This is a genomic window from Janthinobacterium breve (genome assembly GCF_051380895.1).
Taxonomy (GTDB): domain Bacteria; phylum Pseudomonadota; class Gammaproteobacteria; order Burkholderiales; family Burkholderiaceae_D; genus Janthinobacterium.
The window spans coordinates 259,670-272,060 of the sequence record NZ_JBNYXY010000001.1 but is presented as its reverse complement, the minus strand read 5'-3'; the positions used below and the strand labels follow the sequence as shown (position 1 = coordinate 272,060).

14 protein-coding genes are annotated in these 12,391 nt (G+C 62.2%); 8 read left to right on the top strand and 6 right to left on the bottom strand.

All coding sequences use genetic code 11. From position 1 onward, the window contains the following. Nucleotides 1-209 precede the first annotated feature (209 nt). Nucleotides 210-1,250, top strand: a complete 1,041-nt coding sequence (locus ACQ4W0_RS01310) for an SDH family Clp fold serine proteinase (RefSeq protein WP_436575140.1) — start codon at nucleotides 210-212, stop codon at nucleotides 1,248-1,250. Nucleotides 1,251-1,458: 208 nt separating this feature from the next. On the opposite strand, the gene thiL is transcribed toward ACQ4W0_RS01310, so the two are convergent. Further along, on the bottom strand, nucleotides 1,459-2,439 hold the full coding sequence (gene thiL, locus ACQ4W0_RS01305; protein WP_436575139.1) for a thiamine-phosphate kinase: 981 nt from the start codon (nucleotides 2,437-2,439) through the stop codon (nucleotides 1,459-1,461). Between the two features lie 89 nt (nucleotides 2,440-2,528). On the opposite strand from thiL, the gene ACQ4W0_RS01300 reads away from it, so the two are divergent. Beyond that, entirely contained in the window at nucleotides 2,529-3,134 is a 606-nt protein-coding gene (locus ACQ4W0_RS01300) for a hypothetical protein (RefSeq protein ID WP_436575138.1), read from the top strand. Here the strand turns inward: ACQ4W0_RS01300 and ACQ4W0_RS01295 are convergent. Next, a complete protein-coding gene (locus tag ACQ4W0_RS01295; protein WP_436575137.1) occupies nucleotides 3,131-3,652 on the bottom strand; it encodes a MarR family winged helix-turn-helix transcriptional regulator in 522 nt (173 codons plus the stop codon). The genes ACQ4W0_RS01300 and ACQ4W0_RS01295 overlap by 4 nt on opposite strands. A gap of 122 nt (nucleotides 3,653-3,774) precedes the next feature. Between ACQ4W0_RS01295 and ACQ4W0_RS01290 the strand changes: the two genes are divergently transcribed. The 4 genes from ACQ4W0_RS01290 to ACQ4W0_RS01275 all read left to right on the top strand — a co-directional run bounded on the left by ACQ4W0_RS01290 (nucleotide 3,775) and on the right by ACQ4W0_RS01275 (nucleotide 8,478). Further along, entirely contained in the window at nucleotides 3,775-4,977 is a 1,203-nt protein-coding gene (locus ACQ4W0_RS01290; RefSeq protein ID WP_436575136.1) for an MFS transporter, read from the top strand. A 44-nt stretch (nucleotides 4,978-5,021) separates the two neighbouring features. Then, entirely contained in the window at nucleotides 5,022-5,615 is a 594-nt protein-coding gene (locus ACQ4W0_RS01285; protein ID WP_436575135.1) for an SMI1/KNR4 family protein, read from the top strand. Continuing rightward, nucleotides 5,599-5,967 (top strand): hypothetical protein, encoded by a 369-nt coding sequence (locus ACQ4W0_RS01280; protein WP_436575134.1) that lies wholly within the window; start codon nucleotides 5,599-5,601, stop codon nucleotides 5,965-5,967. The genes ACQ4W0_RS01285 and ACQ4W0_RS01280 overlap by 17 nt, the downstream gene beginning before the upstream one ends. Before the next feature lie 192 nt (nucleotides 5,968-6,159). Next, nucleotides 6,160-8,478 (top strand): NADP-dependent malic enzyme, encoded by a 2,319-nt coding sequence (locus tag ACQ4W0_RS01275; protein ID WP_436575133.1) that lies wholly within the window; start codon nucleotides 6,160-6,162, stop codon nucleotides 8,476-8,478. Between the two features lie 54 nt (nucleotides 8,479-8,532). On the opposite strand, the gene ACQ4W0_RS01270 is transcribed toward ACQ4W0_RS01275, so the two are convergent. The 4 genes from ACQ4W0_RS01270 to ACQ4W0_RS01255 form a co-directional block, all read right to left on the bottom strand. Continuing rightward, nucleotides 8,533-9,147 carry a universal stress protein gene (locus tag ACQ4W0_RS01270; RefSeq protein WP_436575132.1) on the bottom strand — a complete coding sequence of 205 codons (615 nt, stop codon included), beginning with the start codon at nucleotides 9,145-9,147 and terminating at the stop codon, nucleotides 8,533-8,535. Nucleotides 9,148-9,457: 310 nt separating this feature from the next. Beyond that, a complete protein-coding gene (locus tag ACQ4W0_RS01265) occupies nucleotides 9,458-9,958 on the bottom strand; it encodes a hypothetical protein (protein ID WP_436575131.1) in 501 nt (166 codons plus the stop codon). A gap of 66 nt (nucleotides 9,959-10,024) precedes the next feature. Then, complete coding sequence (locus tag ACQ4W0_RS01260; RefSeq protein WP_436575130.1) at nucleotides 10,025-10,777, bottom strand: M56 family metallopeptidase; 753 nt, start codon at nucleotides 10,775-10,777, stop codon at nucleotides 10,025-10,027. A gap of 7 nt (nucleotides 10,778-10,784) precedes the next feature. Then, nucleotides 10,785-11,201: a GNAT family N-acetyltransferase gene (locus ACQ4W0_RS01255; RefSeq protein ID WP_436575129.1), complete on the bottom strand. Its 417-nt coding sequence runs from the start codon at nucleotides 11,199-11,201 to the stop codon at nucleotides 10,785-10,787. Between the two features lie 146 nt (nucleotides 11,202-11,347). Between ACQ4W0_RS01255 and ACQ4W0_RS01250 the strand changes: the two genes are divergently transcribed. Next, nucleotides 11,348-11,740 carry an Imm10 family immunity protein gene (locus tag ACQ4W0_RS01250; RefSeq protein WP_436575128.1) on the top strand — a complete coding sequence of 131 codons (393 nt, stop codon included), beginning with the start codon at nucleotides 11,348-11,350 and terminating at the stop codon, nucleotides 11,738-11,740. Between the two features lie 69 nt (nucleotides 11,741-11,809). Next, nucleotides 11,810-12,388, top strand: coding sequence for an NnrU family protein (locus ACQ4W0_RS01245; RefSeq protein WP_436575127.1), 579 nt, complete (start codon nucleotides 11,810-11,812; stop codon nucleotides 12,386-12,388). Nucleotides 12,389-12,391: the final 3 nt, after the last annotated feature.

Here is a 12,391-nt window from a genome sequence, read left to right as displayed (position 1 = left end):
TCGACACTGTTTTCTATCTCTCGACAGGCTCACCTCACTATATGCACTGTTGCTGTAGTGAAGGCACTCGCCTTTGGGCTATTTATCATTGATGCAGCTTGTATTCGCTGATTAAATCAAACTCCACAATTAGCAGGGTTGTTACATTTAGAGATAATTGTTGCTAAGAAAGTACATATACTTAGGTTTTCAAATTTACAATTTTAGACATGACTATTGATCTTGCCGAGTGTCAGGCCCATTTTGCTGATAACGATACTGACGTAGTAATTTATTCCGGCGGTATCGCACGCGAAGGGTATGACAAATTTTGCCGTCTGCTGGAAAAGCCTCGTCGCAAGAAACTGCTCATGGTGCTCAACACCTATGGTGGAGATCCGAATGCTGGGTATCGCATCGCTCGGGCAGCGATTCATAATTATGGTGCTGACAATTTTTCCATCCTCATCCCGGCATTTTGCAAGAGTGCTGGCACGTTGATATGCATTGGAGCGACACGATTGGTGATGGCTGACCAAGCAGAGTTAGGCCCGCTTGATGTTCAGCTACGCAAACAAGACGAATTGTTTCAACAAAGTTCGGGGCTTGACATCCTACGGGGTGTGACCTACCTTCAAGACGAGGCACTTCAGTCCTTTAAAACATATTTGATCGATATCAATGGCGGTGCGGGGTTAAGCACTAAAATCGCCTCTGAGATCGCAAGTGGCTTGGTCATTGGACTCTATGAACCGTTGTTTGCACAGGTTGATCCTGTGAAGCTTGGTGAAATGAATGCTGCGCTCCAGATCGCCCGGCACTATGGTGAACGACTCGATTCAAAGTCAAAAAGCTTGATCGAACACTCTCTGAACAAGCTAATTATGGGTTATCCAACGCATGGTTTTGTCATTGACCGGTCTGAAGCGCGACAACTTTTCAAGGAAGTTACAAAGCCGAATCCGCATGAACAGTGGCTTTGCAACAGCTTCCGCAACCACCCAATGTCAAAACTTGGCTCATCAACTTCTGCTATAGTAGAAGCCTTTAATGAAATTTTGCAACAACAACCTGAAGCACCTACGGAGAGTCAAGATGAGAATGTTCCTGAATCCTTTGCCAGCGCAGAGCAAGGTTTCGACGCCAACTCGCGCGATGAGCAGCAGCCAGAACGAACTGATGGCGGATCTGCGCCGAACGATGAGCGAGAACAACATCCTGTCGGAGGCGAGCAAGATCATGCGATCCCAGATGACGGCCAGCCGGCCTAGATAATTTTACTCAAGCACGTTAAAAAGCCCGCATTTGCGGGCTTTTTTGCAATTAATTGCAAAATTTTTCGCTATTGCTTCTTGCGCAGAGTTCCTTGGCGAGTTGCAGAAGGCTTGGCATCCCGTTGGCAGAGATGCGCAGCCGTGCTTGAGAACAGCGAGTATCGTAAGTCGGACATGGCGATGCGTTATAGGTTTGCCCGGATGTTTACTCGCTGAAGTGGTCGAAGGACGATAACTGCAAATCGAGCGGCAAGCCTGTCGCATCCACCAGCCGCAAGCCAGTTTGCGCCTCGATGCGTCCAACCCGAGTGACGGGGGTGCCGCAGGCGATGGCCAGGGCGGTGATGGCTTCGCGCGACGATGGAGGCGCCGTGAAGCACAGTTCATAGTCGTCGCCACCGGCGGCCGTGTAGCGGCGGCGCAGGCCGGTTTCCTGCTGCGCCAGCACGGGACCGGCAGGCAGGGCGTCGACGTCCAGGGTGGCGCCCACTTGCGATGCCTTCAGAATATGGCCCAGGTCGCCCACCAAGCCGTCGGAGATGTCGATGGCCGCATGCGCCAGGCCTTGCTCTGCCAGGGCGCAGCCCAGCGCCACGCGCGGCGTGGGCGTGTGCATGCGCGCGGCGGCAGTCAGCAGGTCGTCTGGCGCCAACTGCTGCTCCATGCGGTAGCCGGCCAGCGCCAGGCGCGCGTCGCCCACGGTGCCGCTGACCCAGATGTCGTCGCCCGCCACGGCCGCGCTGCGGCGCAAGGCCTGGCCCGGCGCCAGTTCGCCGAATACGGTGATGCAGATGTTCAGCGGGCCCTTGGTGGTGTCGCCGCCGATCAATTCGCAGCCAAATGCGTCGGCCAGCGCAAACAGGCCTTCGGCAAAGGCGGCCAGCCAGGCGCGCTCGGCTTGCGGCAGCGACAGGGCCAGGGTAAATGCCACGGGACGCGCGCCCATGGCGGCCAGGTCGGACAGGTTTACGGCCAGGCTCTTGTGCCCCAGCATGCGGGCGTCGGCACCGGCAAAGAAGTGCCGGTCCTCGACCAGCATGTCCGAGGAGATGGCGATCTGCTTGCCGGCACTTGGCGTGAGCAGCGCGCAATCGTCGCCGATGCCCAGGGTGGCGCGGCCGGGGCGCTGGCGCACGAAATATTGTTTGATCAGGTCGAATTCGGAAAGCGCGTCGTGTGGGGCCATGGCGTAGTCTGTGCGTTGAATGATGGTGTGGCCCGGCTATTATAGGCTGGCCTACAATACAGGCCTTTGCCACTGCCGAGCCGCTTACTATGCCCATCATCGATATTCACGTCCTGTTGCAATCCTGGCTAGACCATGGCTGGCTGCGCGACCCGCAAGCCGTTGGCCTGGCCACCTTCGAGGCGCAGGAGCTGGTGGCGCACGGCTTCGATGCCGTCAGCGACGGCGGCCAGCTGTGCCTGTACGAGGATGAGCGCCTGTTCCGCAGGGGGCGGCGGCCGGTACAGGCCTCGTTCAAGGCGTATCTGCAGCGCGGCCAGCTGGGCGCGAATGGCCTGGGCCTCGGCTATCAGGTGCAACTGGCCGGTTTTCTGCGCGCGGCGCAGCAGCCCTTGCCGGCGTTTCGCGTGCTGCTGGAGCAGGGTGGCCGCAGCGGCGCCCTGCTGTTCGACAGCGGCCTGGTGCTGCAGTTTTCCGCCAACTTGTGGGGCAAGCCCCGTCATTACTACCTGACTCTGGTGGAGGGGCATGTGGCCGACGCCCATGTGCCAGACCGCGACAGCGATATCGATTTGCGCGCGGCCAGCGTGGGCCATGTCCAGGCCCTGTACGACAGCCGCGACCCGGCTGAACTGCAGCGCCTGGCACGGCGCGGCAATGCGGCGCTGCGCGAGCTGGCAGGCTTGCTCGCTTAGCCTTTCTTCGCCTGCGCCATGCCCTGCAGCAGCTTGGCCAGCAACTGGTCGAGCTGGCGCTGCTCGTCCGCGTTCAAGGGCGAGAGCATGGCGCGTTCGTTGTCCACGTGCAGCAGCACCAGTTGTTCAATCAATGCCAGGCCCCGGGGCGTCAGGGCCACCAGCACGCCGCGCCGGTCCGTCGGGTGCTTCTGGCGTTCGATCAGGCCGGCCGCTTCCAGTCGGTCGATGCGGTTGGTCATGCCACCCGACGACAGCATGGCCGCCTCGTACAGCGCCGTCGGCGTCAGGCTGTAGGGCGCGCCCGAGCGGCGCAATGTCGCCAGCACGTCGAATTCGCCCGGTTGCAAGCCGTGCTCGGCAAACAGCGGGTTGAGCCAGTCGCGCGCCATCAGCTGCGCCACCGTGCCCAGCTGGCCCACCAGCTGCATGGCACGCGTATCCATCTGTGGCAATTCGCGCTGCCATTGTGCTGCGGCAAATTGCGCGCGCGTATGTTCTTGCGGGGTAGTTGTCATGGGCATGCATTTATCTCGACATCAAGATAGATTTCTATCTCTATGTTAAGATACTTTTCATCGAGTTATTTATATGACGCATTAAACCATGTGCCTCCCTGCGAGGCAAGGACTACTATCCCATGCCATCCGAACGCCCCGTCTCTGCTCCGCTTCCCTCGTCCGCCCTGCTGGTGGCCGCCATCATCCTGCTGGGCCTGAACCTGCGCCCCATTCTGGCCGCCATCGGCCCCTTGCTTGACAGCATTCAGGCCAGCACGGGCATCAGCAATGCCGACGCTGGCTTGCTGACCACCGTGCCCGTGTTCGCCATGGGCGTGTGCGCGCTGGCGGGCGCGCAACTGCAGCGCCGCCTGGGCGTGGCGCGCGGCATCGGCATCGGCATCGCCATCATCGCTGCCGCCTGCGCGCTGCGCTGGCCTCTGCACGGCAGCAGCGGGCTGATCGCCACTGCAGCCCTGGGCGGCCTGGGCATTGCGCTGGTGCAAGCCTTGCTGCCAGCCTTCATCAAGCGCCATTTTCCCGCGCGGGCGGGCCAGTTGATGGGGTTTTACACGACGGGCATCATGGGCGGGGCGGCCATTGCCGCCGCGTCCGCCTCGCCGCTGGCGCAGTCGCTGGGCTGGCAGGCGCTGCTGGCCCTGTGGGCGCTGCCTGCCTTGGCCGCCGCCCTGCTGTGGCGCCGCGCATCTGCTTCGCGCGTGGAGGTGGCCAGCGGCGCCGGCGCCAGCCTGCCCGTGGGCAGTCGTCGCGCCTGGCTGCTGATGGTGTTTTTCGGCATCGGCACGGGCGCGTATACCCTGGTGCTGGCCTGGCTGCCGCCGTTTTACACGGAACTGGGCTGGAGCGCGGCCGACAGCGGCTTGCTGCTCGGCGGCCTGACCCTGGTGGAAGTGCTGGCGGGACTGGTGATTTCCAGCATCATCCACCGCTTCCCCGACCGCCGCATCCTGCTGCTGTCCGTCTTGCTATCCGTGCTGGCGGGACTGGCTTGCCTGATCGTGGCGCCCGCGCAACTGGCGCTGCCCGCCGTGATCCTGCTGGGCTGCGGCATCGGCGCGCTGTTCCCCCTGTCGCTGATCGTCAGCATGGACCACGTGCATGACCCGGCCAGCGCCGGCGCCTTGCTGGGCTTTGTGCAGGGCGGTGGCTACATCATCGCCAGCAGCATGCCCTTCATCGCCGGCCTGATCCGCCAGCACTCGTCCAGCCTGGCCCAGGCGTGGATGGTGATGGCGGGCGGCGTGGTGGTGCTATTGCTGATCGCCGTGCGCTTCGCGCCGGGCGGGATGCTGGTCCAGCCGTGCGCCCGCCGCGTATCCTGAGCTGCTATATTGCGCCAACTCGTCAAATCAGGAGCCAGCCACGTATGGATATCGTCGACCACTATCTCGCAGGCGTGCTCAAGGCCTTGCCGCCGGAGCCGCTGGCGGAGCTGGCACTGGCCAGCGGCGCCAGCGCGGCGCAACTGGCCAGCCTGCGCCAAACGTATCGGCTGTGCCCGGACAGCCTGCTGCGCTTGCTGGGCAAGTACAACGGCACCTACTACCAGGAGTATGCCGGTGGCACGGTGCTGGTGTACATGCTGGGCTCGGACGTCTTCGAGTATCCGTATTACCTGAGTTCCGTCGAGCAGATACTGGCAGACGGGCAAGCGAACCAGCGCAGCATCGCCGATATCTATGGCCATTACCTGGAAGAAGACTCCGGCATCGTCGATGCCCGCATCGACGCCGCTATCAAACAGGGCCAGCGCCTGTGTTTTTCGCATTGCATGAATAATGGCGGCTCTTCACGGCTGTATATCGATTTCACGCCCACGACGTCGGGCAAGGTCGGGCAGGTGGTGCGTTTCCTGCATGACCCGGACAATTACCAGGTCATCGCCGACAGCTTCGAGGCTTATCTGCAAATGCTGATCGATGGCGACTATGCATTCCTGACTGATGAAAATTTTGAATAGCCCAGCTACTCCACCCTCGCTGCTGCCCGCCAACCGCCGCATCGTGCTGTCCGGCGAGGATGCGCTGCGCATCTTGCGCGAAATCGAATTCCTGCTGCAGTCGCTGCATCACATCGGCCGCCACTATTATCCCGACGGCGACGATGACGGCGCCGATGCCCTGCGCCGCGCGCAGTACTGCGCGGAGACGACACGCTTCATCGATGAGGAGCAAGCCACGACGCGCCTGGCGCTGATGCGCGGCATCCTGTCCGCGCCGTTCGACGCCACTTTGGGCGCGGATCATATGGACGATATCGAGCGCGCCGTCGAGGCGCTGCCGCTGTGGCGTGCCCCTGGTCGTCTATCATAAAAACTAATTGAAATCTAAAATTTGATAGTTTTTCCTGCTCAAGACGTTTGTGCCGCCGGACGGCCTTACAATGCTAGGTTATGCGTTTTCGTGATATCAGACTGTGGCTAGCGGAAAATACCTAGCTAATTGAAAGAATCGGTCTGATAAAATCCGGAACACCCGATCGACCAAACAGGAAGGCAGCACAGCATGGATTCGTCATCTGATAAAAAAGAAGAATTGCGTCAACAATTGCGCTTGGCCGCACTCGAATATCACGAGTGCCCGCGCCCCGGCAAAATCAGCGTGACGCCCACCAAACAACTGACCAACCAGCGCGACCTGGCGCTGGCCTACTCGCCAGGCGTGGCGGCACCGTGCGAAGAAATCGTCATCGATCCGGCGAATGCCTATAAATATACGGCGCGCGGCAACCTGGTGGCCGTCATCACCAACGGCACGGCCGTGCTGGGGCTGGGCAATATTGGCCCGCTGGCCGCCAAGCCGGTGATGGAAGGCAAGGGCGTGCTGTTCAAGAAATTCGCCGGCATCGACGTCTTCGACATCGAAATCAACGAGATGGACCCGGATAAACTGGTTGACATCATCGCTTCGCTGGAACCGACCTTCGGCGGCGTGAACCTGGAAGACATCAAGGCGCCCGAGTGTTTTTACATCGAGCGCCAGCTGCGCGACCGCATGAAGATTCCCGTTTTCCATGACGACCAGCACGGCACCGCCATCATCGTCGGCGCGGCCATCCTGAACGGCTTGAAAGCCGTCGGCAAGAAAATCGAGGACTGCAAGCTGGTCGTGTCGGGCGCTGGCGCCGCAGCGCTGGCCTGCCTGGACCTGATCGTCGACCTGGGCTTCCCGCTGAAGAATATCTACGTCACCGACCTGGCCGGCGTCGTCTACAAGGGCCGCGCGGAACTGATGGACCCGGACAAGGAACGCTTCGCGCAAGACACGCCGCTGCGCACCCTGGCCGAGGTCATTCCGGACGCAGACATTTTCCTCGGCGTTTCCGCCGGCGGCGTGCTGAAACAAGACATGGTGCGCAAGATGGCGCCGAACCCGCTGATCCTGGCGCTGGCCAACCCGAATCCGGAAATCCTGCCGGAAGAAGTCAAGGCCGTGCGCAGCGACGCCATCATCGCCACGGGCCGTTCGGACTATCCGAACCAGGTCAATAACGTGCTGTGCTTCCCGTACATCTTCCGCGGCGCCCTCGATTGCGGCGCCACCACCATTACGCGCGAGATGGAAATCGCCGTGGTGCACGCGATCGCCGACCTGGCGCATGCCGAGCAGTCGGACATCGTCGCTACCACCTACGGTATCAGCAACCTGTCGTTCGGTCCTGAATACCTGATCCCGATGCCGTTCGATCCCCGTTTGCTGATCAAGATCGCCCCGGCCGTCGCCAAGGCGGCCGAGGAATCGGGCGTCGCCACGCGTCCGATCAAGGACTTGCAAGCGTATGCGGACAGCCTGCAGCAATTCGTCTACCGCAGCGGCACCTTCATGAAGCCGCTGTTCCTGATGGCCAAGTCCACGCCGGCCGAACTCAAACGCATCGTCTACGCCGAAGGCGAAGAAGAGCGCGTACTGCGCGCCGTGCAAGTGGTGGTCGATGAAAAACTGGCGCGTCCTATCCTGGTGGGCCGTCCACCCGTGCTCGAAGCGCGCATCCAGAAGTTTGGCCTGCGCCTCAAGCAAGGCGTCGACTTCGACGTCATCAACCCGGACTTCGACGAGCGCTATCGCGAATACTGGAACACATATTACGCCATGACCAGCCGCAAGGGCGTCACCGAGGAATACGCCAAACTGGAAATGCGCCGCCGCCACACCCTGATCGGTTCGATGATGATCCACAAGGGCGATGCCGACGGCATGATCTGCGGCACCTTCGGCACCACCCAGCTGCACCTGAAATACATCGACCAGGTGCTGGGCAAGCGCGCCGGCAGCAATGTCTACGCGGCCATGAACGTGCTGATCATGCCGGAGCGCCAGCTGGTGATGGTTGACACGCACGTCAATGAAAACCCGGACGCCGAACAATTGGCCGAGATCACCATCATGGCTGCCGAAGAGATGACCCGTTTCGGCCTGTCGCCGCGCGCGGCCCTGCTGTCGCACTCGAACTTCGGTTCCAGCGACAGCGCTTCGGCGCAAAAGATGCGCGCCGCGCTGGCCATCATCAAGGAACGCGCGCCGGATCTGGAAATCGACGGCGAAATGCATGGCGATACGGCCCTCGACAGCAAGCTGCGTCAGAAAATCATGCCAAACTCGGCACTGAAGCACGACGCCAACCTGCTCGTCATGCCGAACATCGAATCGGCCAACATCGCCTACAATCTGGTGAAAGTTGCTGCCGGCAACGGCGTCGCGGTCGGTCCTATCCTGCTTGGCTGCGCCAAGCCCGTGCACATTTTGACGCCATCGGCCACTGTGCGCCGCATCGTCAACATGACGGCACTCTGTGTCGTGGACGCGGTCGCTCAGCGTAAAGCGTAAGCTGTTCTTCAGTAAAAGCCGCGTCATCCGCCAGGGTGGCGCGGTTTTTTTACCTCAATGCGCCATCAGCACGGGCAGTGTCATCTGGCGCAGCACGGTTTCCGTCACGCCGCCCAGCAGGATTTCGCGGAAGCGCGCGTGGCCGTAGCCGCCCATCACCAGCAGGCCCGCATGCACTTCGGCGGCCGTGGCCAGCAGCGCGGCGCCGATGTCGCCCGTAGTGATGGTCTGACGCACTTCGACGGGCACGCCATGGCGGCTCAGGTAGGCGGCGATGTCGGCGCCCGGATGGCGGGCCGGCTGCGCATGGCCGGTCGGCGGGTGCAGCAGGGCCAGCACCACCAGGCGCGCCGCGCGCAGCAGGGGCAGGGAGTGGCCGATGGCGCGCGTCGCTTCCATGCTGCCATCCCAGGCCACCACCACAGTGCTGTTGACTTCCGTAAACTGGTCCAGCGCCGCCTGGGCATGCCGGTGCAGCGCCGAAATCTGCGTCGCCGCGGCCGCGCCGCGCATGCCGCGGTTGTTTTCCAGGTAAAAGCGCGACATGCCCGTCATAGCCGCGCCGATCAGGTGCGCCTGGTGCGCGTGCGCCAGCCGCGCGGCGATGGCGATGCGCTGCGGCGCATGGCGCGACAGGTCGGCGTGGACGAGGATGGATTTGTAAGCCATATTGTCATTCGATAGCCAGGATAGCAACAAGGCTAAAAAGACAACACGGACAAGTCCAGCGTTGCCGTGCCTGGCGGCGATTTTCTTATGCTGGGCTTGATATGGGTCAAAAAAACACGGGCGACGGCCATCTGCAAGGCCATCGCCCGTAAATGGCGATCTATTTGATGTGCATCAAAAGGCTTGGCCCACCGCCAGCCATAATGGCATTGAACTCCATGCTACTTCCAGTGGTCTGCATCGGCGTCGGCAGCATCGTGTCGGCACTTCCTTGTGTGACGCAACAACGCTGGCCGTGGCGGGAGTTCACTTAATTGTAGGGCTGCAAGTCCAGCCACACGGCATACGACAGGCGCTTGCCATTCCACAGGCCGCCGCCGCGGATGACGGCGTCGCACGAGGTCAGCTGGCCCACCAGGTCCTGGCGGCCCAGGTTGCGGCGCAGGCGCAGGGCGTCGTTGTGCGACAGATAGCCAACCAGCTGGCCATCGATGAAGACGGCGATGGCCTTGTCCTGGAACGGATTGGCATCGTCGCAGACGAGCAGGGCCAGGCATTTTTCTTCCGCGTTGCCAGGGCCATGCTCGCCGGCCAGTTTGGCGATGGCGGGCTGGTACATCGATTCGTTTTCCACTTCCGACGCAAAGCGGCCCTCATCGTTCCAGTGGTGCGCGGGCGCGCCCGCAGGTATCGCCGGCACGTACTGGCGCACCGAGACGAGCGGCTTGTGCAGCGGTTTGACGGGCGTGCGACCGCTGAAGACGTAGTACAGCAGGGCGATGACGATCACGATGGCAAGCAGGTAAAGCATGGTATCTCTCTGATTTCTAAAGGGGGTAAGCCGGGGGCGCAAACCCGCAGCGCGTCGCTGCCGCTACTATAGCAAGTTCGCCGTGCGGCCCTGGATAATCCTCGCCATGATGCGGCGCCGCCGGCGCAGCGCCAGCGGGTCACTCAGCACGATGGGCGAGGCGCCCGTCAAGCCGGAATAATACTGGCCGTGCCGGCGCAGGACGATGGCATAGTCGCGCAGCGCGTGGCCGTGCGCCAGCATGCGCGCGTCGCAATCGACCTCGATGGCAAAGCGCAGCCGGTGCAACTGCCACCACAGGGGCAAGTTCCACGGCATGAGAATAATCAAGGCATGCGCCAGGGCCAGCCATTGCGGGTCGCGCGCGGCCAGCCGGCATTGCTCGTGCGCCAGCAGCAGCGCCTGTTGCTCGGGTGGAATCAGCGACAGCCAGACGGGCATCACGATGCGCGGCCGCAGCAGCCCCGCCACGCAGGGACCGATGCCGCCGCTGAGAAATACGGGCGTGCCCAGCAACGATGTTTTTTGCCAGCGGCGCTGGTGCGACAGCAGCCAGACGCTGCGCAGCGCCAACAGCAGCAGCATGCCCACCGACAAGACAAACCAGCCCAGTTTCAGCTGCGCCTGTTCCGCCGGCATGGCCGCCAGCACGCCGGGCAGCCATGCCAGCGGCAGCAGCACGGAGGCGGCGATGGCTGTCAGCCACAGCCAGCGCGTCGTGCGCCCGCGCCGCTGCAGCAGGCGCTCGGCGCGCCAGGCGCCGGCCGACAGCAGCAGCGCCAGCGCCAGCGCCATGGTGGATAGCAGCCAGGCCGGCACCGGACGCCTAGCGTTTCAGCGCCATGCCGAGCGAGGCGGGCGCCGTGTGCTGAAAACCGAACTGCGCGTACAGGTCTTGCGCCTGGCCATCGGCGATCAGGCTGACATACGCGCTTTCCGGCACGTCGCTGTCGATGAACTGGCGGATTTCGCGCATGATCAGCTTGCCCAGGCCCTTGCCCTGATGGGCCGGCAGCACGGCGATATCGACCACCTGGAAGAAGCAGCCGCCATCGCCGATGACCCTGCCCATGCCCACCACGGCGTCGCCGTGCAGCACTTGCACGGCAAACAGGGAGTGGGGCAAGCCCTTGGCCGCCGCTTCCGTGCTTTTCGCGCTCAGGCCGGCAGCAACGCGCAGCTGCTGGTAGGTGGCGATGGTGGGAATGGCCAGGCGGGTGGTGTAGGGCGATGCTGCGGTCAAGGCGGTCTCCTGTAGAAATAGTTTGGAGCGGCAATTATAGGCGGCGATGCTGTTCCGGGGCGGCACGCTTTATTTGTCGCGGGTATTCTGTCCGGGCGTCTTTTGCGCTATGGTGGCGTCATCCATACATTTGTTGAAAGCACGCCATGTCCGCAGGATTTACCGCCACCGAGTTGTCTGTTATCAATGAAGACGACGCCCTGATCACCACCCTCGCCGCGCCAGCCGGTAAAGGCGAGCCCGTCTACCTGATGCTGCAGCGCGCCGACGAGTATGACGAGCAGGACGTGGCCATGGGCATGGACGAGCCCTACATCGAATACGGCGGCCAGGAATTTGCCTGGTATGGCCACATGCACGCCGTGATCCTGCATCCGAACCGCCTGTCCGTGCAGATGGATGCCGAGGCGGCCATGCAGATGGATGACGACGGCCAGATCGACGTGCGTTTTAATTTGACGCCGGAGCGCTATGCCCAGCTGCAGCAGGCGCTGCGCACCACTTTTAAAGGCTGCGATTACTATCGCGAGGAACGTTGATCTGCGCGGATGGTAATGGCCTGGGCGTGGGTTATGCTCGATAGCTGGTAATGACTGCGGGAGAAGACGATGACGGTGCTGATACTCGGTTTGCTGCTGTTCCTGGGTTTGCACTCGGTGCGCATCGTCGCCGACGGCTGGCGCAGCGTCCAGCTGGCGCGCCTCGGTGAAAAACGCTGGAAGGGGCTGTATTCGCTCGTGGCGTTTGCCGGGCTGGGCTTGATCATCTGGGGCTACGGCCTGGCGCGCCAGCAGCCACAGGTGCTGTGGACGCCGCCCATGGGCATGCGCCACGCCAGCGGCCTGTTGATGCTGTTCTCGCTGATCTTATTGGCGGCAGTCTATGTGCCGCGCAACCACATCAAGACCTGGGTGCACCATCCCATGCTGCTGGGCACGCAACTCTGGGCCGTGGCGCATCTGCTGGCCAACGGCAACGTGGCCGATGTGCTGCTGTTCGGCGGCTTCCTCGTCTGGTCGCTGGTTGATCTGTACGCCGCCGTGCAACGCGACCGCGCGGCCGGCGTCGCGTATCAGGGCGGCACCGTGCAAGGCACCTTGCTCGCCATCGGCGTGGGCGTGGTGCTGTGGTTGCTGCTGGCGTTCTGGCTGCACGGCGTGCTGTTTGGCGTGCGGCCGTTTGGATAGCCG

Excerpts from the sequence above, each read along its gene's own strand:
- ACQ4W0_RS01310 (WP_436575140.1), top strand. The coding sequence starts at position 210 with ATGACTATTGATCTTGCCGAGTGTCAGGCCCATTTTGCTGATAACGAT.
- ACQ4W0_RS01265 (WP_436575131.1), bottom strand. The coding sequence starts at position 9,958 with ATGCTTTACCTGCTTGCCATCGTGATCGTCATCGCCCTGCTGTACTAC.
- ACQ4W0_RS01245 (WP_436575127.1), top strand. The coding sequence starts at position 11,810 with ATGACGGTGCTGATACTCGGTTTGCTGCTGTTCCTGGGTTTGCACTCG.
- ACQ4W0_RS01250 (WP_436575128.1), top strand. The coding sequence starts at position 11,348 with ATGTCCGCAGGATTTACCGCCACCGAGTTGTCTGTTATCAATGAAGAC.
- ACQ4W0_RS01275 (WP_436575133.1), top strand. The coding sequence starts at position 6,160 with ATGGATTCGTCATCTGATAAAAAAGAAGAATTGCGTCAACAATTGCGC.
- ACQ4W0_RS01300 (WP_436575138.1), top strand. The coding sequence starts at position 2,529 with ATGCCCATCATCGATATTCACGTCCTGTTGCAATCCTGGCTAGACCAT.
- thiL (WP_436575139.1), bottom strand. The coding sequence starts at position 2,439 with ATGGCCCCACACGACGCGCTTTCCGAATTCGACCTGATCAAACAATAT.
- ACQ4W0_RS01290 (WP_436575136.1), top strand. The coding sequence starts at position 3,775 with ATGCCATCCGAACGCCCCGTCTCTGCTCCGCTTCCCTCGTCCGCCCTG.
- ACQ4W0_RS01280 (WP_436575134.1), top strand. The coding sequence starts at position 5,599 with ATGAAAATTTTGAATAGCCCAGCTACTCCACCCTCGCTGCTGCCCGCC.
- ACQ4W0_RS01295 (WP_436575137.1), bottom strand. The coding sequence starts at position 3,652 with ATGACAACTACCCCGCAAGAACATACGCGCGCGCAATTTGCCGCAGCA.
- ACQ4W0_RS01285 (WP_436575135.1), top strand. The coding sequence starts at position 5,022 with ATGGATATCGTCGACCACTATCTCGCAGGCGTGCTCAAGGCCTTGCCG.
- ACQ4W0_RS01270 (WP_436575132.1), bottom strand. The coding sequence starts at position 9,147 with ATGGCTTACAAATCCATCCTCGTCCACGCCGACCTGTCGCGCCATGCG.